Origin of the sequence: Caulobacter segnis ATCC 21756 (assembly GCF_000092285.1) — a bacterium.
GTDB classification, from domain to species: Bacteria; Pseudomonadota; Alphaproteobacteria; order Caulobacterales; family Caulobacteraceae; genus Caulobacter; species Caulobacter segnis.
Window position 1 is genome coordinate 1,727,824 of sequence record NC_014100.1, and the last position, 19,877, is coordinate 1,747,700.

At 69.0% G+C, this 19,877-nt stretch carries 18 protein-coding genes and 1 pseudogene; 12 read left to right on the forward strand and 7 right to left on the reverse strand.

What is annotated here, in order from left to right:
* Window positions 1–16 precede the first annotated feature (16 nt).
* Window positions 17–376 (forward strand): iron chaperone, encoded by a 360-nt coding sequence (locus tag CSEG_RS08135; RefSeq protein WP_013078763.1) that lies wholly within the window; start codon window positions 17–19, stop codon window positions 374–376.
* A 15-nt stretch (window positions 377–391) separates the two neighbouring features.
* On the opposite strand, the gene CSEG_RS08140 is transcribed toward CSEG_RS08135, so the two are convergent.
* Window positions 392–1,879, reverse strand: coding sequence for an amidase (locus CSEG_RS08140; RefSeq protein ID WP_013078764.1), 1,488 nt, complete (start codon window positions 1,877–1,879; stop codon window positions 392–394).
* A gap of 121 nt (window positions 1,880–2,000) precedes the next feature.
* On the opposite strand from CSEG_RS08140, the gene CSEG_RS08145 reads away from it, so the two are divergent.
* Window positions 2,001–2,732, forward strand: a complete 732-nt coding sequence (locus CSEG_RS08145; RefSeq protein ID WP_013078765.1) for a TlyA family RNA methyltransferase — start codon at window positions 2,001–2,003, stop codon at window positions 2,730–2,732.
* 61 nt (window positions 2,733–2,793) lie between these two features.
* Here the strand turns inward: CSEG_RS08145 and CSEG_RS08150 are convergent, their stop codons facing one another.
* Entirely contained in the window at window positions 2,794–3,420 is a 627-nt protein-coding gene (locus CSEG_RS08150; protein WP_085953989.1) for a hypothetical protein, read from the reverse strand.
* Window positions 3,421–3,586: 166 nt separating this feature from the next.
* On the opposite strand from CSEG_RS08150, the gene CSEG_RS08155 reads away from it, so the two are divergent.
* The 6 genes and pseudogenes from CSEG_RS08155 to CSEG_RS08180 all read left to right on the forward strand — a co-directional run bounded on the left by CSEG_RS08155 (window position 3,587) and on the right by CSEG_RS08180 (window position 9,309).
* Entirely contained in the window at window positions 3,587–4,837 is a 1,251-nt protein-coding gene (locus CSEG_RS08155; RefSeq protein WP_013078767.1) for a class I SAM-dependent RNA methyltransferase, read from the forward strand.
* Window positions 4,834–5,907 carry an acyltransferase family protein gene (locus CSEG_RS08160; RefSeq protein WP_053463734.1) on the forward strand — a complete coding sequence of 358 codons (1,074 nt, stop codon included), beginning with the start codon at window positions 4,834–4,836 and terminating at the stop codon, window positions 5,905–5,907. The genes CSEG_RS08155 and CSEG_RS08160 overlap by 4 nt, the downstream gene beginning before the upstream one ends.
* Before the next feature lie 18 nt (window positions 5,908–5,925).
* Window positions 5,926–6,297: a YciI family protein gene (locus tag CSEG_RS08165; protein ID WP_013078769.1), complete on the forward strand. Its 372-nt coding sequence runs from the start codon at window positions 5,926–5,928 to the stop codon at window positions 6,295–6,297.
* Window positions 6,294–7,559 carry an RNA polymerase sigma factor gene (locus CSEG_RS08170; RefSeq protein WP_013078770.1) on the forward strand — a complete coding sequence of 422 codons (1,266 nt, stop codon included), beginning with the start codon at window positions 6,294–6,296 and terminating at the stop codon, window positions 7,557–7,559. Before CSEG_RS08165 ends, CSEG_RS08170 begins: the two co-directional genes overlap by 4 nt.
* Window positions 7,560–7,700: 141 nt before the next feature.
* A pseudogene (locus tag CSEG_RS08175) lies at window positions 7,701–8,802 on the forward strand (PA0069 family radical SAM protein).
* Window positions 8,803–8,853: 51 nt separating this feature from the next.
* Window positions 8,854–9,309, forward strand: a complete 456-nt coding sequence (locus CSEG_RS08180) for a hypothetical protein (protein ID WP_013078771.1) — start codon at window positions 8,854–8,856, stop codon at window positions 9,307–9,309.
* 5 nt (window positions 9,310–9,314) lie between these two features.
* Here the strand turns inward: CSEG_RS08180 and CSEG_RS08185 are convergent, their stop codons facing one another.
* Both CSEG_RS08185 and CSEG_RS08190 read right to left on the reverse strand, forming a co-directional pair.
* Complete coding sequence (locus CSEG_RS08185; RefSeq protein WP_013078772.1) at window positions 9,315–10,913, reverse strand: lytic transglycosylase domain-containing protein; 1,599 nt, start codon at window positions 10,911–10,913, stop codon at window positions 9,315–9,317.
* 57 nt (window positions 10,914–10,970) lie between these two features.
* Window positions 10,971–11,789, reverse strand: a complete 819-nt coding sequence (locus CSEG_RS08190; protein ID WP_013078773.1) for a uracil-DNA glycosylase — start codon at window positions 11,787–11,789, stop codon at window positions 10,971–10,973.
* Window positions 11,790–12,001: 212 nt separating this feature from the next.
* On the opposite strand from CSEG_RS08190, the gene CSEG_RS08195 reads away from it, so the two are divergent.
* From CSEG_RS08195 to CSEG_RS08210, 4 genes are all read left to right on the forward strand, one after another.
* Complete coding sequence (locus CSEG_RS08195) at window positions 12,002–13,672, forward strand: electron transfer flavoprotein-ubiquinone oxidoreductase (protein WP_013078774.1); 1,671 nt, start codon at window positions 12,002–12,004, stop codon at window positions 13,670–13,672.
* A gap of 90 nt (window positions 13,673–13,762) precedes the next feature.
* Entirely contained in the window at window positions 13,763–15,496 is a 1,734-nt protein-coding gene (locus CSEG_RS08200; RefSeq protein ID WP_013078775.1) for a tetratricopeptide repeat protein, read from the forward strand.
* Window positions 15,497–15,537: 41 nt separating this feature from the next.
* The gene (locus tag CSEG_RS08205; RefSeq protein WP_013078776.1) at window positions 15,538–16,410 is read left to right on the forward strand and encodes a 4-(cytidine 5'-diphospho)-2-C-methyl-D-erythritol kinase; all 873 of its coding nucleotides are present in this window, start codon (window positions 15,538–15,540) and stop codon (window positions 16,408–16,410) included.
* 9 nt (window positions 16,411–16,419) lie between these two features.
* Entirely contained in the window at window positions 16,420–17,055 is a 636-nt protein-coding gene (locus CSEG_RS08210; protein ID WP_013078777.1) for a peptidylprolyl isomerase, read from the forward strand.
* Here the strand turns inward: CSEG_RS08210 and CSEG_RS08215 are convergent.
* The 3 genes from CSEG_RS08215 to CSEG_RS08225 form a co-directional block, all read right to left on the reverse strand.
* Window positions 17,052–17,858 (reverse strand): lipid II flippase Amj family protein, encoded by an 807-nt coding sequence (locus tag CSEG_RS08215; RefSeq protein ID WP_013078778.1) that lies wholly within the window; start codon window positions 17,856–17,858, stop codon window positions 17,052–17,054. The genes CSEG_RS08210 and CSEG_RS08215 overlap by 4 nt on opposite strands.
* A 115-nt stretch (window positions 17,859–17,973) precedes the next feature.
* Complete coding sequence (locus tag CSEG_RS08220) at window positions 17,974–19,506, reverse strand: ammonium transporter (protein WP_013078779.1); 1,533 nt, start codon at window positions 19,504–19,506, stop codon at window positions 17,974–17,976.
* A 22-nt stretch (window positions 19,507–19,528) separates the two neighbouring features.
* Complete coding sequence (locus tag CSEG_RS08225) at window positions 19,529–19,867, reverse strand: P-II family nitrogen regulator (protein WP_004623580.1); 339 nt, start codon at window positions 19,865–19,867, stop codon at window positions 19,529–19,531.
* Window positions 19,868–19,877: the final 10 nt, after the last annotated feature.

Below are 19,877 nucleotides of genomic sequence, written 5' to 3' on the forward strand. Positions count from 1 at the left end.
CGCGGGAGGCGCGAAGATGGTCCAGTCCAAGGCGACGAGCGTGGACGACTTCATGCTGGAAGTCTCGGCCGAGCGTCGCCCGGCCTTGGACCGTTTGCGGGCGCTCTGTCTCCGGACGTTCGGGGCGGAGCACGAACTGATGGCGTTCGGCATGCCGGCCTATGGTCCGCCCAAGCTGCCGTGGATCGCTTTCAACAGCCAGAAACAGCACATCTCCCTCTATGCCGGCCAGTCGGCGCTCGAGGCCCACGCCGATCGCCTCGCGGGCGTCGATCACGGCAAAGGCTGCGTGCGCTGGAGACGGCCGGAGGCGATGGACTTCGACCTGATCGCGGAGATGCTTGAGCACGTTCAGGCGCGGGTGCGGGGCGCCTGAGCGCCCCGCGGAGACCTAAGCGCTGACCGGTGGCCTCCGGTGCGCCCAGGGTTGGGCCTGCTCCAACTGATAGGCCAACTGGAACAGCAGGGCCTCGCCGCCGGCGCGTCCGGCGATCTGCACCCCCACCGGCAGGCCGCCGGCCGTCCAGTGCAGCGGAACGCTCATGGCCGGCGCCCCGGCGACGTTCTGCACGGGGGTGTAGCCGACATAGGCCATCAGCCGCGCCTGCAGCTCCTCGAACGGAACCCAGCCGGCGACATAGCCCAGCTCGACAGGCGGCTTGCCCAGGATCGGCGAGAGGATGACGTCGTACTGGGTCAGCCAGGTGTCATAGGCGCCGATCGTCGTGTTCAGGCGCTGCATGGCTGCGGACAAGGCGTCCTTGGGCAGCTTGCCGACCAATTCGGCCATGCCCAAGGTGAACGGCTCCAGCGCGCTGGCGTCGGGCTTGCGGCCCATGGCCTTGGCGACGCCCGCGACCAGCTCGGCCGCGCCGCTGGCCCACAGCACGGTGAAGTCCTGGCCAAATTGCGCGCCGTCCATCGGAAGGGCGGTGGGCTCGACCCGGTGACCGAGATCCCTGAGCAGCTTGGCGGCGTTCTCGACGGCGATCCGCACCTCCGGGTCCGGCGCCAGGCCCGTGCCGCCGTTCATCAGAAGCCCGACCTTCAGCTTCTTCTTCAGAGTTTGGCCGATCATGCCGATCGGCTTGAATGGCGCCGCGCCGTCCGTCCGCTCGGTGGCGGCGAACATGGCCGCCGAGTCGCGGACGCTGTGGCTCAGCACGTGCGACACCGACAGGTCGATGCCCCAGCTGCTGGGTCGGTTGGGGATCATCCGCCCGCGCGAGGGCTTCAGGCCAAAGAGGCCGCAATTGGCCGACGGGATGCGGATCGAGCCGCCGCCGTCGCTGGCGTGGGCGATCGCCACCATGCCCGACGCCACGGCCGCCGCGGCGCCGCCGGACGAGCCGCCCGAAGAGTGCTTGGTGTTCCAGGGATTGCGCGTGGGCAGGAAACCCATCGGCTCCGTCGTCGGTAGGAAGCCATATTCGGGCGTCGCCGACTTGCCCAAGGTGATCAGGCCGGCCGCGTCGAAGGCGTCGATATAGGCGGTCTGCTCCTGGTCGGGCTTGGCGCCAAGCGTGACCCGCGTGCCATATCGCGTCGGCAGGCCCTTGTAGGGATCCAGGTCCTTGACCAGGAACGGCACGCCCGCGAACGGGCCGGAGAGCTTTCCGGTCTTGGCCTTGTCCAGCGCGCGCTCGAAGTCGGAGGCGACCAGGGCCTGGACCTGCGGCTGCAGCGTCTCGATCCGCTGGATCGCCGCCTCGACCAGTTCGGCCGCGCTGACCTCCTTGCGGCTGACTCGGCCCGCCAATTCGGTGGCGTCGGGCGTCCACGGCGCGGGGGCGGCGGACGACTTGGGCTTGGCGAAGGCCGAAGGCGCGGCCGCGATCGCGGCGGTGGCGGCCAAAAGACCGCGACGGCTGAAACGCATGGATTGTTCACTCCCATTGGCCGGCGTCTGACGCGCCGGTGATCGCCGTTAAGTTGGCCTGGAAGAGACCTTGACCGCAACCCCGTGCTAAAGGGCGGCCCTTCGGTTTCGGGGAGGCGTCGTGGCCCGCAAGCGCATCGATCAGCTGCTCGTCGAGCGGGGCGTCTTCGACAGCCGCGCCAAGGCCCGCGCGGCCATCGAGGCGGGGCGGGTGGCCGTGGCTGGCCGAGTGGTCGCCAAGCCTTCGGAAAGCATCGATGAGGACGCCGAGATCGTCGCCGCCGCCGCTCACCCTTGGGTTGGGCGCGGCGCGCTGAAGCTGGTCCACGCTCTGGATCTCTGGCCGATCCCGGTCGAGGGACGTATCGCGGCGGATATCGGCGCCTCCACGGGGGGCTTCACCGAGGTCTTGCTGTCGCGCGGGGCGGCCAAGGTGTTCGCCGTCGACGTCGGCCGCGATCAGCTTCACGCCAAGCTGAAGGCCGACGATCGGGTCGTGGATTTGTCGGGCGTCGACGCGCGGGCGCTGGACCCCGGCACGATCCCGGAAGCGCCGATGCTGGTCGTCAGCGACGTCAGCTTCATCTCGCTGACCAAGGCGCTGCCGGCCGCCCTGGGGCTCGCGGTGCCGGGCGCTGACCTCGTGGCGCTGATCAAGCCGCAGTTCGAGGCCGGGCGCGAAAACGTCGGCAAGGGCGGGCTTGTCAAGGACCCGGAGGTCATCGCCCGCGTCGAGGGCGAGATCGTCGACTTCCTGGAGAGTGCGGGCTGGTCGGTGAAGGGTCTCGCCGAAAGCCCGATCACCGGGGGCGAGGGCCAGATCGAGCGCTTGGTCTGGGCGACGAAGCGCTAGAAAAGAAATCGGCCGCTCCCGAGAGAACGGCCGATCGTCTTCCACAAGACAGAAGGTCGTTTTAGTCGACGACCTGGTACTTGCCGTTGGCGTCCGGGCAGACGCGCACGAAGCGCTTCTGGATACGGCCGTCGGGCAGGTAGATCGGGCTTTCGGCCAGGGTGCAGCCGTTCATGTCGGCCTTCGGGCGATCGGCGACGCGATAGCCTTCTTGGCGCTCGTAGGTGCGTTCGTAGTAGCTGTCGCGTTCGGCGTCGCGGCGCGTGTCCTCGTACGAAGGGGGCGGCGGCGGAGGCGGGGGCTCGTTGTAGGCGACCGGCGGCGGAGGAGGAGGGGGCGGCGGAGCGCGGCCGGGCGTGCAGGCTGCCGAGTGCTTGCCGACATTGGTCCCGATCACCGCGCCAAGCAGGCCGCCCAGGACCGCGCCTTCGGTGCGCGCGCCCTTGGCGGCGATGCCGCTGCCGATGGCCGCGCCGATGCCGGCGCCGGCGAGGCCGCCGCCCGTGCCGCGCTGCGTCGTCGAGCGCTGGCACTCATCGTAGTAGGGTCTCTGGTCATAGGCGCCGCCCGAGCCATAGGCCTGGGCCGAAGCCAGGGTCGGCGTGAGAACGCCGCAGACGAGGGCGAAGGTGACGCCCAGAACGGTCTTCATCGTGGTGGTCCTGCTCTTGGTGGCGGTCATGGTCATGAGAGAGCTTGTCATTTTGGGGGCGAGCCCCGGTCCGTCCGTTGGTCAAGCTATGGCGTGGCCAACATGAACGGCGCCTGACCGAGGTATTCAGCTTCCTTCCCACGCGGTATGGACGGCCCTTGCGCGCCGGGCGATCCATTCTCGGCGTCGAAACGGATACGAGATGCGAGAACTGACGATCGACGCGGTCGGCGCCCAGGGCGACGGCCTGTCCCGCAACGCGGAGGGCAAGGGCGCGGCTTTCGTGCCTCTGACCCTGCCTGGCGAGCGGGTGCTGGCCAACATGGAAGGCGCACGGGGCGAGGTCGCCGAGATCCTGGCCCCCAGCCCCGATCGCGTGACGCCGCCGTGCCGCCACTTCGGAACCTGCGGCGGCTGCGCTCTGCAGCATTGGGCGGCCGAGCCCTATCTCGCTTGGAAAGCCGAGCAGGTCCGCCTGCAGCTGTCGATGGAAGGCCTCGAGACCGAGATCCTCCCGACCTTCGCCGCCCCGCCGGCCTCGCGCCGCCGTGTCGCCCTGCACGCCCGCAAGGGGCCCAAGGGCGCCGGCGCGCTGCTGGGCTTCAAGGAGCGTCGCTCCTGGAGCCTCGTGCCGATTAAGGAGTGCCCGGTCACCGATCCGCGCCTCGTGGCGGCCCTGCCAGCGCTTGCGCGCCTGGCCGAGCCCTTCCTGGAGCATCCGAAGTCCGCGCCGACCTTGCACGTCACCCTGACGGGCACCGGCCTCGACATCGACGTGACCGGCGTCGAGCGCAAGAGCGGCGGCCTGTCGGCCGACGCCCGCATGAGGGCGGCCATGGCGGCGAGCGAGGGCGACTTCGCCCGCGTCACCCTGGCCGGCGAGACCGTCTATGGCGCGCGCCAGCCGCTGGTGAAGCTGGGGCAGGCGGTCGTGGCCTTGCCGCCCGGCGCCTTCCTCCAGGCCGTACCGGCGGCCGAGCGCGCCATGGTCGACTTCACCGTCGCCGAGGCGCAGGGCGCCAGCCGCCTCGCCGATCTCTATTGCGGCGTCGGCACCTTCACCTTCCGTCTGGCCGAGATCGGCGCGGTGCACGCCGCCGAGATGAGCGCGCCGGCGATCGAGGCGCTAAAGACGGCCATGGGCTCGACGTCAGGCCTCAAGCCGATCCACGCCGAGGCGCGCGACCTCGTCCGGAGGCCGGTGCTGAGCACGGAACTGGCCAAGACCGACGTCGTGGTGATCGATCCGCCCCGCGCCGGCGCGGCCGAGCAGACGGTCGAGATCGCCAAGTCCAAGGTCGCCAAGGTCATCAGCGTCTCGTGCAATCCTGGCACCTTCGCCAAGGACGCCCGCGCGCTGGTCGAGGCCGGCTTCCGGCTGGAGAAGGTGCTGCCGGTCGACCAGTTCGTCTGGTCGCCGCACATCGAGCTGGTCGGCGTCTTCACGCGTTGACGGCAAGCAGGGGCGGGGGCTTGGCGGCTTACGAGGCAGGGCGACGGTTCGAGGCGCTGGACGGCCTGCGCGGCGTCGCGGCCGTCGGCGTCATGCTCTACCACATCGGCAGCTGGACAGGCCGGCATGGCCTGGTCCCGCACGGCTACCTCGCCGTCGACTTCTTCTTCTGCCTGTCAGGCTTCGTGCTGGCCCACGCCTATGGCCGGCGCGAGATCGGCTGGCTGGGCTTCATGCGTCAGCGGCTGATCCGGCTGTGGCCGCTGATCGCCCTGACCATGCTGCTGGGCGCCACCGTGATCATCCAGCACCGCGAGCGCGTGCCGGGCTGGCTGGGCCTGGGTCTCTTGATGATCCCGCGCGCCTGGACGAGCGACGATGGCTTCTCGCCGCTTTTTCCTTTGAATCCGCCGGCTTGGTCGCTGTTCTTCGAGCTGGCGGTGGGGGCGGTCTGGTTCCCGATCCGGCGTCTTGGCGTGATGGGCCACGTGCTGATGGTCGTGCTGTTGCTGCCGGTGATGCTCTATGTCGCCCACGGGATGGGCGGCGTGTTGACCGGCTGGGATCGCGGCACCTTCGTGATCAGCTTCCTGCGGACCATCTTCGCCTTCCTGCTGGGCTGGGGCTGCTATCGCATCCAGGCCTTCACGCGCTGGAGCGCGCCGGTCTGGCTGCTGGCGATCGTGCTGGCGGCCGTGATGAGTTTCCCGTGGACGCCCTTGAATTGGCTCTACGATTTTGTCTGCGTGAGCGTGGTCTTTCCGTTGATGGTCTTGGCGGGGCGGCGTGATCCGGCGGGGCGACTGGGCTCGCTTTGTCGAGTGTCGGGCGCGATCTCCTATCCGCTCTACGCGCTGCACTGGCTGGGCTGGGAGCTGATGCTGCGCGGCTTCCGGGCCATCGGCGGCAAGGGCTATCCGATCGGCTTCGCCCTTGTGGCGATCCCGGTGATCATCGTCTGCGCCTGGGCGGTGCTGAAGCTCTATGACGAGCCGGTCCGGCGTCGCCTGCGGGCGCTGCTAGAAAAGTCTCGGCCGGGTGTCGGAAGCGGCGATAGTCTTCCGTCCTAGGGAGGAACGAGGATCGCCATGCTCTACGCCATTCTTTGCTACAACCAAGAAGACGTCGTCTGGTCCTGGTCCAAGGACGAGGAGGACGCCGTCATGGAAAAGCTCGGCGTCGTCCAGGAGCGACTGGCGCGGGAAGGCCGGCTGGGTCCGGTCGCCCGCCTGATGCCGACCACGGCCGCCACGACCCTGCGCAAGGACCGCGATCCGCCGCTGGTGCTGGACGGTCCGTTCGCCGAGACCAAGGAGCAACTGCTGGGCTTCTACGTCGTCGACTGCGGCGCGCTGGATGAGGCGCTGGAGATCGCCAAGGATCTGGGCAAGGCCAATCCCGGCGGCTCGTACGAGATCCGGCCGATCGCCCTGTTCCAGCCGGGGCAGGCCGGCGCATGACAGACTTGGCCTGGATCGAGGGCGCGGTCGTCGCCGCTCGGCCCCAGGCCATGGCGGCGCTGCTGCGCTACTTCCGCGACATGGACGCGGCCGAGGAGGCGTTCCAGGACGCCTGCCTGCGCGCGTTGAAGGCCTGGCCCAAGAACGGCCCGCCGCGCGACCCGACCGCCTGGCTGATCATGGTCGGCCGCAACGCCGCCATCGACGCGGTCCGCAAGACCAGCCGCAACGCGCCGCTGCCGCCGGAGGAATTGCTCTCCGACCTGGAGGACGCGGAGGCCCAGGCGGCCGAGCGCCTGGATGGCTCGCACTATCGCGACGACGTGTTGCGGCTGCTGTTCATCTGCTGCCATCCCGACCTGCCGGCCACCCAGCAGATCGCGCTCGCGCTGCGCATCGTGTCGGGCCTGTCGGTCCGCGAGATCGCCCGCGCCTTCCTGGTCGGCGAGGCGGCCATGGAGCAGCGGATCACCCGCGCCAAGGCCCGGATCGGCGCGGGTGATGCGCCATTCGAAGCGCCGGGGCCTGTGGAGCGCACCGAGCGCTTCGCGGCGGTGGCGGCGATGATCTACCTCGTGTTCAACGAGGGCTATTCGGCCAGCGGCCGGGCGCTCGAGGCCCGGGGCGGGCTGTGCGACGAGGCGATCCGGCTGGCGCGCCTGCTGCTGCGGCTGTTCCCGGCCGAGCCGGAGATGATGGGGCTGACCGCCTTGCTGCTGTTGCAGCACGCTCGGTCGGACGCGCGTTTCGCCCCTGACGGAACCGCCATCCTGCTTGAGGATCAGGACCGAAGTCTCTGGAATCGCAAGATGATCGGCGAGGGGCTCGCCTTGATCGACAAGGCGATGCTCAAGCGTTCTCCAGGGCCGTATCAGGTGCAGGCGGCCATCGCCGCGCTGCATGCGCGGGCGCCGCGTCCCGAGGACACTGACTGGCGCGGCATCGATCAGCTCTACGCTACGCTGGAGATCATGCAGCCCTCGCCGGTGATCACCCTGAACCGCGCGGTGGCGACGGCCAAGGTGCGTGGGCCCGAGGCCGCCCTGGCCATGATCGAGCCGCTCAGTGCGCGGCTGGATGGCTATTTCCATTATCACGGCGCGCGAGGCGCGTTCATGCTTCAAGCCGGACGTCGCGACGAGGCGCGCCAGGCGTTCGACCGGGCCATCGCCTTGGCCAACACCGCCGCCGAGGCGGCCAGCATCCGTATCTATCTGGACCGGATCGCCGCCGAGGCGGGGAAAACCTCACACAGCGCCTGAAGCGCTGGGCGAAAGGCAAGCTGGGTCAGTGGGCTGTCAGCTGTTCTCCTGACTTGATCTCAGGTCCAGGATGCCTCCCGCGAGATGAGCGCACGCCGTAAATGTTCTTGAAATGTTCCAATCGCGTGCCATGATCCAATCATGGCTCAGGCGACGAACATCAAGGGCGCGGTTCCCAATAGCCCTGTTCCTAGGGGACGCGGCGCGCGATCCAACCGCACGGGACGGTTCGAGGCGCTCGAGCGCGAGGCCTTCGACGACGGCTGGGGCGAGGAGGAAGAGCCCAAGCAGCTGAAGACCGAGCTTCAGCCCATGAAGTCGCGGACGATCATCGCCCGTAACCAGAGCCCCGACGTCGGCTTCGACCGCTCGATCAATCCCTATCGCGGCTGTAGCCACGGCTGCATCTACTGCTACGCCCGGCCTAACCACGCCTATCTGGGGCTTTCGCCGGGGCTCGACTTCGAGAGCAAGATATTCTTCAAGCCGCACGCCGGCGAATTGCTGGAGAAGGAGCTGGCCAAGGCCAGCTATACGCCCGCCACGATCCACATCGGCGGCGACACCGATCCCTACCAGCCCGACGAGAAGCAACTGCGCGTGACGCGACAGGTGATCGAGGTGCTGGAGCGCTACGGCCATCCGTTCACGATCATCACCAAGTCGGCGCTGATCCTGCGCGACCTCGACATCTATGCGCGACTGGCCGAGCGGAAGCTGACGCGGGTGGCGATCTCGATCACCACGCTGGATCGCAAGCTGGCCCGGAGCATGGAGCCCCGAGCGGCCACGCCCGGCAAGCGGATCGAGGCGGTGCGGGCGGCTGACCGAGGCGGGCGTGCCGGTGACGGTGATGTTCGCTCCGGCCATACCCGGCCTCAACGACCATGAGGTCGAGGCGGTGCTGGAGGCTTCGGCCAAGGCCGGCGCGCGCGGCGCGGGTTATGTCGCTTTGCGGCTACCGCGCGAGATCGCCCAATTGTTCGAGGAGTGGCTGGAAACCGACCACCCCGACCGCGCGCGGCGCGTGATGTCGCTGGTTCGCCAGGTGCGGCGCGGCGAGACCTATCGCGCGGGCTGGGGCGAGCGGATGACGGGCGAGGGGCCGGTGGCCGAGGTGCTGCGCCAGCGCTTCCACTTGGCCGTGAAGAAGTTCGGCCTGGATCAGCCGTGGACGCCGCTGGACTGCAGCCAGTTCAAGCGGCCCGTGCTGGGCGGCGCGCAGATGGACTTGTTCGGTTAGGCGAACGCTTTGCCGCTTGACCCCACGCCGTCGTGTGGCGAAGCAGGGAGCATGATCTCCGTCGTACTGCTTGCTTCCGACGACCTGCAGGGCCTGGCCGCCCAGATGGCCATGCTGGTGCCCGCCGCCGTAGATGGACTGGTCAAGGAGGTGCTCCTGGCGGGCGTCTCGGAACCAGGCGTCGAGGCCTTGGTCGAGGATAGCGGCGCGCGCCTGGTCCAGGTCGAAGGCGACGCTGCGGCCTGCTTTGCGGCAGCGGCGGCGGCGGCGCGGGGGGACTGGATTCTCACGCTGCGCGCGGCGCCCGCGCTGCGCGAGGGCTGGCGCGAGCCCGTCGAGAAGCATCTGGCCGGTGCAGGCGGAACGCCGGCGGCGTTGGCTGCGCCCGGCGGTTGGCTGACGCGACGCCTGCACGGCGTCCTGGTTCGTCGGCTGGACTGGCCGACGAGCGCTGGCGACGAGCGGGCGCTAGCGAAGACGCTGAAGGCGCGCCGGCTGGCGTACTAACCGCCCTACGGCAGCCCGCTGACCAACTCCCCGATCGAGGTGACCTGCTGGACCTTGGGATCGAGGCGGAAGTCGACGAGGCGCGCACCGCTGGCCACGGCGTCGAGCGTGCGGTTCTCGGCGCCCATCAGTCGGCGATAGGTCCAGTAGCTGGCCATCACCTTCTCGACGTAGTTGCGGGTCTCCAGGAAGGGCAGGCTCTCGATCAGCAGCAGGCTGTCGCAGTCGGCGCCCAGCTGCTGCAGGGTGCGGTTCAGGGTTCCCGGCCCGCCATTATAGGCGGCGACGGCGCGCAGGATGTCGGGGCTCTGCAGGCCGCGATCCATTAGCCAGGTGAAATAATCCTGGCCGACCCGGAGGTTGAAGGCCGGATCGAACAGCGGCGTGGTGTCGGCCAGCAGCTTGTCGTCGCCGGCGGCGCGGGCGGCGGCGACCGGCATCACCTGCATCAATCCGACGGCGCCGGCGTTCGAGACCGCCGTTGGGTCGAAGCGGCTTTCCTGGCGCACCAGCGCATAGACCAGGGCCTTGTCGATCGTGAAGCCGCCGATGGGCTCGAGGGCGGGCAGGGGATAGTCCTCGCCGCCGACCCGGCGCATGGGGCGGCCGGCGTTCAGCGGCGCGTTGGCGTTGAGCGCCAGAGCCAGGGTCGTCCAGTCGCCGCGCAGGGTCTCGGTGTCGGCTAGCGAGAGGCCGGCGCGCAGTTCCTCTCCGGCCTCTCGCCAGCGGCCGATCTGGGCCAGGGCGGCGGCGCGATGGGCGCGCGGATCGGTTCGCAGCAGACGATCGAGCGAGGCGCTGTCGGGCCCGGAATACGAGGCGCGAGTGATCAGGGCCGCGATCGGATCCTCGACGTCGTCCGGCATCGCCATGCCCGCCAGAGCCAGCTGTCGCGCGGCGATCATGCCGTAGAAGGTGTGCGGCGCGGCGCTGGCCTTCACCAGCAGTTGGCGGGCGCGATCCTCGCCGCCGGCCTGGCTGGCCGCTCGCGCGGCCCAGAAAGCGCCGGCGGCGCGCAGCCATTCGTCCTGGTTGGGGTCGTCGGCGACCTGCTCGAAGAACCTCCGCGCCTTGTCGGCGTCGCCAAGGCGGTAGGCCGAGAGACCCGCGATCCAGCGCTCGCCGCTGGCGACGGCCAGCGAAAGCGCGCGTCGTATGTCGCCGGAGTAGTAGGCCTCGCGGGCGGCGCGGCCCTTGTCGGCGGGCGGCGGACCGCGATCGGTCAGGACGAACAGCGCGGGGACGGGCGGCGGCGAGACGCGCTTGCCGGTCGGCTTGCGCTTGGCCGCCAGGGCGTAGATCCGCTCCGCGCCGGCCTGGTCGGCATAGCGTTCGAGCCAGTCGCTCAGTTCGTCATAGCGCGCAGAATAGAGCGTCGGATGCATCAGCTTGGCGAAGGCCAAGCGCCCGGTCAGGCTGCGGTCGCGGGCGTTGACCTGGGCGGCCTCGGCGGCGTCGAAGTCGCCCCGGTCCACGGCGGCGAACGCGGCGCGGTAGGCGCGGGCGTCGTCCTGCGACAGCGGTTCGAGCGCGCTGGCGTGCGCGACCGTGAAGCACAGCAAGACGGCCGAAAGCGCGGCCAGAGCGCGAGTCCAAAGCTGCAAAAAGCATCCGCGCGCCCCCGAAGTCGCGCGTCCCCGTTCAACTGACAGGGGAAACTTCTAGTGGGGGCGCTCGGGCCGATCAAGCCGTTCGGTTAATGTCAGAAGATCTTGCCACGCCTTCTTTTTCTGGGCCGGCGTTCGCAGCAGGAAGGCCGGGTGCAGCGTGGGCATAGCGGGCAGCTCGGTGGCCTTGTCCTCGGACAGCCACTCGAACCAACGCCCGCGCATCGACAGGATGCCCTCGTCGCGCTTGAGCATCGCCTTGGCCGAGGCGCCCCCGGCCAGCAGCAGCATCTTGGGCTTCACCAGGGCGATGGCGCGCTCGACGAAGGGGGCGCAGACGGCCTGCTCCTGCGGCGTGGGCGTGCGGTTGCCGGGCGGCCGCCAGAAGACGGTGTTGGTGATGAAGACGCGGCCTTCCAGGCCCGCGGCCTTCAGCATCCGATCCAGCAGCTTGCCCGCTCGACCGACGAACGGCGCGCCCTGGGCGTCCTCGTCGGCGCCGGGGCCTTCGCCGATGATCATCAGCGGCGCGTCGGCGACGCCCCGCGAGAACACCGCCTGCTTGGCGCCTTGAGTCTTCAGCGCGCAGCCGTCGAAGGCGGCGATGGCGGCGGCGAGGCTGTCGAGATCCTGGCAGGCCGCGGCGGCGGCCTTGGCGGCGGCGATCGCCGCGCCGACGTCCGGACCGCGCACCGCGGCGAGGCCCGGGCGCGTCGGCGGCGGGGGCGGCGGGGGCTGGCTCTTGGCCCGCAGCATCGCCACGCCCTCGGCCAGGCGATCGATCGGCGCGTCGGCGTACGAGACCTCGACGCCTGCGTCGGCCCAGAAGGCCAGCAGGCTCTCGACGGCGCGTTGATCGACGGCGGGGCTCATGTCACCGTCATAAAGCGGGACGGGCGAAAAAGTCAGTGATTTTGGCGTGGGCGCCCACCGAATTCGGAACCGAGTAGCGTCGGAAGACCCTTATCCACGCTGCGGCGCAGCGAAAAAATGCGGCGGACGCTTGACCGCCTCCGCGTCACGTTCGGATAAGCTGTGATTCAAACAGCCATAAGACGGGCCGTAGGGCCTAGCCGGGAGATCCCATGAGCGAAGACCTCGAACGCGAGTCGATGGAATACGACGTCGTGATCGTCGGCGGCGGTCCCGCGGGGCTCTCGGCCGCGATCCGGCTCAAGCAGATGGCCGCCAAGGCCGGGACGGACATCTCGGTCGCCTTGCTGGAAAAGGGCTCGGAAGTCGGCGCCCACATCCTGTCGGGCGCGGTGATCGATCCCAAGGGCCTCTCCGAGCTGTTCCCGAACTGGAAGGAAGAGGGCGCGCCGCTCGAAACGCCGGTCACCAAGGACCGCTTCAAGCTGCTGGGCCCGCAAGGCGAGCTCAGCCTGCCGATGTGGGCCATGCCGCCGTTCATGCACAACCACGGCTGCTACATCGCCTCGCTGGCCAACGTCACCCGCTGGCTGGCGACCAAGGCCGAGGAGCTGGGCGTCGAGATCTATCCGGGCTTCGCGGCGTCGGACCTCGTCTGGAATGCGGATGGCTCCGTGAAGGGCGTCGTCGTCGGCGTCGTCGGTATCGCCAAGGATGGCCACCACAAGCCGGACTACCAGCCAGGCATGGAGCTGCACGGCAAATACGTGTTCATCGCCGAGGGCGTGCGCGGCTCGCTGGCCAAGCAGCTGATCGCCAAGTTCAAGCTGGATGAGGGCAAGTCGCCTCAAAAATATGGCATTGGTGTCAAGGAACTGTGGCAGGTCCCGCCCGAGAAGCACCAGCCGGGGCTGGCCGAGCACACCACGGGCTGGCCGCTGGACAGCAAGACCGGCGGCGGCAGCTTCATGTACCACTTCGGGGACAACTACGTGGCCATCGGCTACGTCGTGCACCTGAACTACAAGAACCCCTGGCTGTCGCCGTTCGACGAGTTCCAGCGCTTCAAGCAGCATCCGACCGTCCGGCCGCACCTGGAAGGCGGCAAGCGCATCGCCTACGGCGCGCGGGCGATCACCGAGGGCGGCTATCAGTCGGTGCCGAAGCTGACGTTCCCGGGCGGCGCGCTGATCGGCTGCTCGGCCGGCTTCGTCAACGTGCCGCGCATCAAGGGCAGCCATAACGCCGTCAAGACCGGCATGCTGGCCGCCGAGGCCGCGTTCGAGGCCGTCCAGGCCGGCCGCGCCAGCGACGAGCTGACCGCCTACCAGGCGTCCTACGAAACGTCGTGGGTGGCCAAGGAGCTGAAGGTCGTCCGCAACGCCAAGCCGCTGCTGGGCAAGTTCGGCACGGCCCTGGGCGGCGCCTTCGGCATGTTGGACATGTGGACCAACCACCTGTTCGGCTTCTCGTTCTTCGGCACGCTGCAGCACGACAAGACCGACGCGGCCTCGACGGGCCTTGCCAAGGACTACGAGCCGATCGTCTATCCCAAGCCGGACGGCGTGATCAGCTTCGACAAGCTGTCCAGCGTCTTCCTGTCGGCGACCAACCATGAGGAAGACCAGCCGGCGCACCTGAAGCTGAAGGATCCGTCGATCCCGATCGCTGTGAACCTGCCCAAGTACGGCGAGCCGGCGCGCCTCTACTGCCCGGCGGGCGTCTACGAGGTGCTCTACAACGAGCAAGGGACCGATCCGCGCTTCCAGATCAACGCGCAGAACTGCGTCCACTGCAAAACCTGCGACATCAAGGATCCGTCGCAGAACATCGTCTGGACCACGCCGGAAGGCGGCGGCGGACCGAACTATCCGAACATGTGAGGACCGCGCCCGGCGCGCCCGACAGCCTCCCGGTTTAGGCCGGGAGGCTTTTTGTTGCGGACCGCCTCGAAACCTCCGAGGGTGCGGGCCATGACGCGTATCAAAGTCCTCCTCGCCTGCGTTTCCCTCGCCGCTCTGGCCGCCTGTTCCAGCACACCCCGCGAAATCACCATGCGCGGTCCCATCGCGCTGGGCTCGCCGCTGTTCGACACGCGCAGCGCCTATGGCCAGTTCTTGGCCGGGCAGGCGGCGTTGCGGGACGGCCAGTCCAAGCAGGCGGCGACCTTCTTCGATACGGCCGCGACGCTTGACGACGATCCGGGCGTCATCGGCGAGCGCGCGTTCACGGCCTTGCTGTTGGCTGGAGACATCACCCGCGCCGCCGCGGTCGCGCCCACCGCCGCCGATACGCCTGAGGCCGTCAAACGGCTCAGCGTCCTGACTCGCGTGATCGAGGCGATCGCCGTGGGCGATGGCAAGACCGCTCAGACCTTGCTGACGAGCTCCCCGCCGGGCTTCCCGCATCAGCAGGCCGCCGCCTTGCTGGCTCCGTGGGCCGCCGCCCTGGCGGGCGATAAGGACGGCGCCGTGGTCCAGCCGACCTTGCGTAATGACAAGCTGGTGCAGTTCTTCGGCCAGCAGGGCCAGGCGCGGTTGCTGGAGCGGGCCAAGCGCTACGACGAGGCCGAGACCGACTACAAGGCCCTGACCTCGAACGCGACCACCGCGAGCATCTTCACCCTCGACTACGGCGCATTCCTGGAGCGCCGCAAGCGTCACGCCGACGCCGTGGCGCTTTACGACGCGGCTCTGCGCGCGGCGCCAAACGACCTGGGGCTGCTGCGCGCCCGAGCTCGCGCGGCCGCCAAGGGCGCGCCGCCGCCCGCGCCAACGATCCGCCAAGGCGCGGCCGAGGGCCTGATCGCCTGCGCGGCGACCTTCGCCGGCGAGCGTCAGGTCCAGTTCGCCCAGGCCTATCTGCGCCTGGCGTTGCGGCTGGACCCGGCCCGTGACGAAGCCTGGGTCTTGCTGGGCGACCTGATGAACCAGAACGAGGATTCTAAGGGCGCGATCGAGGCCTTCTCGCACGTCCCGCCGACCTCGACCCACTATGTCACCGCCCAGACCAAGACGGCCTGGTCGCTGAACGACCTCGGCGACAAGGCCAAGGCGCTCGAGGTGGCGCGCGCCGCGGCGGCGGCCGCTCCGAACAACCGAGACGCCCAGGTCGCTCTGGCTGACCTGCTGCGCTCTGGCGGGCAGTGGGACGAGTCGGTCGCCGTGCTGGACCCGCTCATCGCGGGCGAGGCGGCCTCGCCGGACTGGCGTCTGCTGTATCTGCGGGCGGTGTCTCTGGAGCAAGGCGGGCGCTGGCCCGAGGCCGAGCGCGACTTGCAGGCGGCGCTGAAGCTCAATCCCGACGAGCCCGAGCTGCTGAACTTCCTGGGCTACACCTGGATCGATCGCGGCGAGCACCTGAAGGAGGCGCTGGCCATGGTGCAGAAGGCGGTCGACGCGCGGCCGCAGTCGGGCGCCATGCTCGACTCCCTCGGGTGGGCCTATTACCGGCTGGGCGACTACAAGACCGCCGTTGAGAAGCTTGAGGCGGCCGCCGAGATGGAGCCTGGCGATCCCGATGTGAACGACCATCTGGGCGACGCCTACTGGCGCGTTGGCCGCAAGACCGAGGCGACCTTCCAGTGGCGGCGCGTGCTGAGCCTGGAACCGACCGAGAAGCAGAAAGCCGCGGCCGAGGCCAAGCTTAAGAACGGCCTGGGTCCGGCGACCGCGCCGATCGTGAAGTCGACGGTGGCGAACAACTGAGCTATCGCACGGGCGCCTCCGCAACCGAGCTTTGAAGATCCATGCGGCTTTCCGCCTTCGCGCCCGCCAAGATCAACCTGTTCCTCCATGTCGGGGGCCCCGACGTGGAGGGCTACCATCCGATCTCCAGCCTGATGGTCTTCGCCGATGTCGGCGATGCGATCATGATCCAGCCCAGTGACGCGCCGGCGTTCGAGACGACGGGACCGTTCGGGGCCGGCATCCCCAGCGGTGACGACAATCTGGTTCTGCGCGCAGCGCGGGCGTTCCACGCCAAGCTGGGCGGACCGGTTCCGCCCTACCGCCTGATTCTGGACAAGCTGCTGCCGATCGCGGCGGGCCTCGGCGGAGGGTCCAGTGACGCCGGCGCGGCCTTGAAGCTGCTGCGCGACGCGCTGGCGCCGCAATACGCCGACGATGACCTCGAGCCTCTGGCGGCGAGCCTTGGCGCCGACGGGGCCGCCTGTTTCCGCGTCACGGCCTTGATGGCCGAGGGGCGAGGAGAAGTTCTTTCGCCCGCCCCGACGTTGCCGGCGCTGCATGCGGTGCTGGTCAATCCAGGTGTCCCGTCGCCGACCGGCGCGGTCTATCGAGCGTATGACGCGGCCGTGCACCCCGACGGCGCCGAACGCCCCGTCATGCCGGCCGCCCTGGAAAGCGCCGAGGAAGCGGCAGGCTGGCTGGCCGTCGCCACGCGCAACGATCTCGAGGCGCCGGCCGTCGGCTTGCAGCCCCTGATCGGCGAGGCGCTGGACGTCTTGCGCGACCAGCCCGAAAGTCTTCTGGTCCGGATGTCCGGCTCGGGCGCGACGTGCTTTGCGCTCTGCGCCGGCGACATCGAGGCCGAGACCCTGGCCGAACGGGTCGAAGCCATCCGGCCGGACTGGTGGGTGCGGCGCTGCCGCCTGAGCTAGGAGTGGACCATGAAGCGCCGTGACCTCCTGACCGCCCTCGGCGGCTTGGCCGCCGCGCCCAGCCTGGCGTCGGGCCAGATCCTGAACCTGGCGCCCGCGCCGATCGTGCCGGGACCGGGCGACGTGCTGGTGTCGCTGGAAACGAGCCTGGGTCCCGTGGTCATCGCGCTCAAGGTCAAACAGGCCCCGCTGACCACGGCCAACTTCCTGCGCTATGTCGACGAGAAGCGTTATGACGGCGCCAGCTTCTGGCGTTCGGCCAAGGCCAACAGCCCCGTGGACTACGGCCTGATCGAAGGCGGCCTGCAGGGGGATCCGAAGAAACTGCTGCCGCCGATCGCCCACGAACCCACCAGCCAGACCGGCCTGCGCCATGTCGACGGCACGGTGTCGCTGGCCCGCAAGGCGCCGGGCACGGGCGACTCGGACTTCTTCATCTGCGTGGGCGAGGCGCCGTACCTGGACGCCAATCCGGCGGGCGAGGGCGACAACCTGGGCTTCGCCGCCTTTGGCCAGGTGATCAAGGGCATGGAGATCGTGCACAAGATCCTCAACCTGCCGACGCCCGGCAAGGCGACCAATCCGGTCATGGAAGGCCAGATGCTGGACCCGGTCGTGCCGATCGTTACGGCCCGTCGGATCTAGGGGATCATCCGCGCCATTTGGGCGACGAGGGCCGCGGCCGGGACCAGCAGCAGCTGCGCCAGCACCGTGCCGGCCACCCGGCTGCCGGCGAACCACACGACGGCGCGGCGGAAGGCCGGTTCGCTGACGCGCCCCTCCATCACGTCGTCGGTCATGATCGACAGGCACGGATCGATCAGCACGAACAGCAGGATCGTCGCTACGCCGTTGATCACCGACGAGAGATTGCTCGCCGTCAGTCTCAGCGTGGGATCGAGGTAGCCGGCGTAGAGCGAGGCGAACACGCCGACGGTCAGCAGGGCCTGGGCCAGCACGTTCAGGACGATGACGCGCGCGGGGACGTCGATCTTCTGCTTGAGGCCCCTCAGGTGGGCGGGCGAGGGCAGGGCGACCGACTCGCGGACATAGGACAGCCCGCCCTTGGCGAAGGCGTGCATCAGCAGTTTCGGCACCGAGCGATGGACCTGGAAGTGCGCCACCGCTCGGGTGAACAGGCGTTGGGCGGTGGGAATGGCCAGGGCGCCGATCAAAGCCGCGAGGCTGGCGCTGGCCATCAGCCACTGGAAGTCGGAGAGCAACCCCGCGCCGGTTCCGGCCGCGAGGTTCGTCTCGACCCGCTTCGACAGGAATGGCCCCTGGAAGGCGTTGGAGGTCCGCGACAGCAGCACTAGGACGTTGAACAGGGCGAACGACATGGCGATGCGGCGCGTGCGCACGCCGGCGATCCGCACCGCATAGGCCAGAGCGCCAATCAAGTGGATCACGAAGGTCAGGACGCAAAGCAGGAAGAGTTGAGCGTCCATGACGATCTCCGGTCGAGCCGGCGCAGCTTGGCCAAGGCGATGCGAGTCGCAAAGGAAAAGGGCGCGGAGATCGCTCTCCGCGCCCTTCGGTCTTGGGCGAGGACCTACGCCAGCCTTAGCTGTGGTAGGCGCGCTCGCCGTGTTCCGAGATATCCAGGCCTTCTTCTTCGGCTTCCGGCGAAGCCTTCAGACCGATGACCAGCTTAATCAGGAAGAAGACGATGGCCGAGGCCACGGCCGACCAGATGATCGTGACGCCGACGGCTTTCACCTGAGCCATCACCTGGACGCCCATGTCGTAGACGGCGCTGTCGCAGGTCGAGAAGTCGCCATCCTTGCCGCAGCTGGTGTAGTCGACGACGCCAGCGCCGCCCCAGGCGGGGTTGACCAGCAGGCCGGTGCCGATGGCGCCGACGATGCCGCCGATGCCGTGAATGCCGAAGGCGTCCAGGCTGTCGTCGTACTTCAGCGCGTTCTTCACGACCGAGCAGAAGACGATGCAGATCGGCGAGACGACCAGACCCAGGATCAGGGCGCCCATCGGACCGGCGAAGCCAGCGGCCGGGGTGACGGCCACGAGGCCGGCGACGATGCCCGAAGCCAGGCCCAGGGCCGACGGCTTACCGCGGGTGGCCCATTCGGCGATGATCCACGACAGGCCGGCGGCCGCGGTGGCGATGAAGGTGTTGACCATGGCCAGCGAGGCGTAGCCGTTCGACTCCAGGTTCGAGCCGGCGTTGAAGCCGAACCAGCCCACCCACAGCAGGCCAGCGCCCACGAGGGTCAGGGTCAGCGAGTGCGGCGGCATCGGCTCCTTGCCGTAGCCTTGACGCTTGCCGAGGATCAGGGCGCCGACCAGGGCGGCGATACCGGCGTTGATGTGAACGACGGTGCCGCCGGCGAAGTCCAGGGCGCCGAAGCCCCAGAGCAGGCCGGACTTCACCGGATCCTCGGGAGCCAGGGCGATGGCGTTCGGACCGGGCCACCACCAGACCATGTGCGCCATCGGATAGTACGACAGCAGCGGCCACAGGACGGCGAAGGCGACGATGGCGGCGAACTTCATGCGCTCGACCAGCGAACCGACCACCAGGGCGGCCGTGATGGCCGCGAAGGTCGATTGGAAGGCGATGAAGGTCAGTTCCGGGATCACGACGCCGGTCGAGAACGTCGCGACGTTGCTGGCCGGCGTGACGTCCTTCAGGAAGATCCGGCCAAAGCCGCCGACGAACTTGTCGAGGCCGCCGCCGTCGGTGAAGGCGAAGCTGTAGCCCCACAGCATCCAGGCGACGAAGCCGATCAGGGCGACGGTCGAGACCTGCATCATGACCGACAGCATGTTCTTGGCGCGCACCAGGCCGCCGTAGAACAGGGCCAGGCCCGGCAGGATCATCAGCAGAACCAGCAGGGCGGAGGTGAGCATCCAGGCGTTGTCGCCCTTGTCCATCTTGTCTTCGATGGTCGGGGCGGCGGCGGGAGCTGGGGCCTCGGCGGGAGCCGCCGCGGTCGGAGCCGGCGCGGCTTCGGCCGGAGCGGCGGCGGCGGCGGCCGGCGCGGCCTCCTGGGCGAAGGCGGTCGCCCCCAGCGGAGCCCCCGCGATGGTCGCGGCGAGCATAAGCCCCGCCAGCGGTTTGAAGGTGAGTTTCATCTCGGTATCCCCTTGTTCCCGATTACAGCGCGGCCGAGCCGGTTTCGCCGGTGCGAATGCGGACGGCTTCCTCGACGTTGAGGACGAAGATCTTGCCGTCGCCGATCTTGCCGGTGGCCGCCGCGGCCTTGACCGCTTCGACCGCCTTGGCGGCGGAGGCGTCGTCGACGACCGCTTCGAGCTTCACCTTCGGCACGAAATTCACCTGGTACTCAGCCCCCCGGTAAATCTCAGTCTGGCCCTTCTGGCGGCCGTAGCCCTTCACTTCCGACACCGTCAGACCTTCAACGCCGGCGGCGACGAGCGCTTCGCGCACCTCGTCCAGCTTGAAGGGTTTGACGACCGCTATGATCAGTTTCATCCGCCTTGCT

Coding starts and splice junctions, on each gene's coding strand:
- CSEG_RS08210 (WP_013078777.1), top strand. CDS start 16,420: ATGAAGCGCCGTGACCTCCTGACCGCCCTCGGCGGCTTGGCCGCCGCG.
- CSEG_RS08190 (WP_013078773.1), bottom strand. CDS start 11,789: ATGAGCCCCGCCGTCGATCAACGCGCCGTCGAGAGCCTGCTGGCCTTC.
- CSEG_RS08215 (WP_013078778.1), bottom strand. CDS start 17,858: ATGGACGCTCAACTCTTCCTGCTTTGCGTCCTGACCTTCGTGATCCAC.
- CSEG_RS08195 (WP_013078774.1), top strand. CDS start 12,002: ATGAGCGAAGACCTCGAACGCGAGTCGATGGAATACGACGTCGTGATC.
- CSEG_RS08165 (WP_013078769.1), top strand. CDS start 5,926: ATGCTCTACGCCATTCTTTGCTACAACCAAGAAGACGTCGTCTGGTCC.
- CSEG_RS08135 (WP_013078763.1), top strand. CDS start 17: ATGGTCCAGTCCAAGGCGACGAGCGTGGACGACTTCATGCTGGAAGTC.
- CSEG_RS08220 (WP_013078779.1), bottom strand. CDS start 19,506: ATGAAACTCACCTTCAAACCGCTGGCGGGGCTTATGCTCGCCGCGACC.
- CSEG_RS08180 (WP_013078771.1), top strand. CDS start 8,854: ATGATCTCCGTCGTACTGCTTGCTTCCGACGACCTGCAGGGCCTGGCC.
- CSEG_RS08155 (WP_013078767.1), top strand. CDS start 3,587: ATGCGAGAACTGACGATCGACGCGGTCGGCGCCCAGGGCGACGGCCTG.
- CSEG_RS08170 (WP_013078770.1), top strand. CDS start 6,294: ATGACAGACTTGGCCTGGATCGAGGGCGCGGTCGTCGCCGCTCGGCCC.
- CSEG_RS08200 (WP_013078775.1), top strand. CDS start 13,763: ATGACGCGTATCAAAGTCCTCCTCGCCTGCGTTTCCCTCGCCGCTCTG.
- CSEG_RS08205 (WP_013078776.1), top strand. CDS start 15,538: ATGCGGCTTTCCGCCTTCGCGCCCGCCAAGATCAACCTGTTCCTCCAT.
- CSEG_RS08140 (WP_013078764.1), bottom strand. CDS start 1,879: ATGCGTTTCAGCCGTCGCGGTCTTTTGGCCGCCACCGCCGCGATCGCG.
- CSEG_RS08150 (WP_085953989.1), bottom strand. CDS start 3,420: ATGACCATGACCGCCACCAAGAGCAGGACCACCACGATGAAGACCGTT.
- CSEG_RS08225 (WP_004623580.1), bottom strand. CDS start 19,867: ATGAAACTGATCATAGCGGTCGTCAAACCCTTCAAGCTGGACGAGGTG.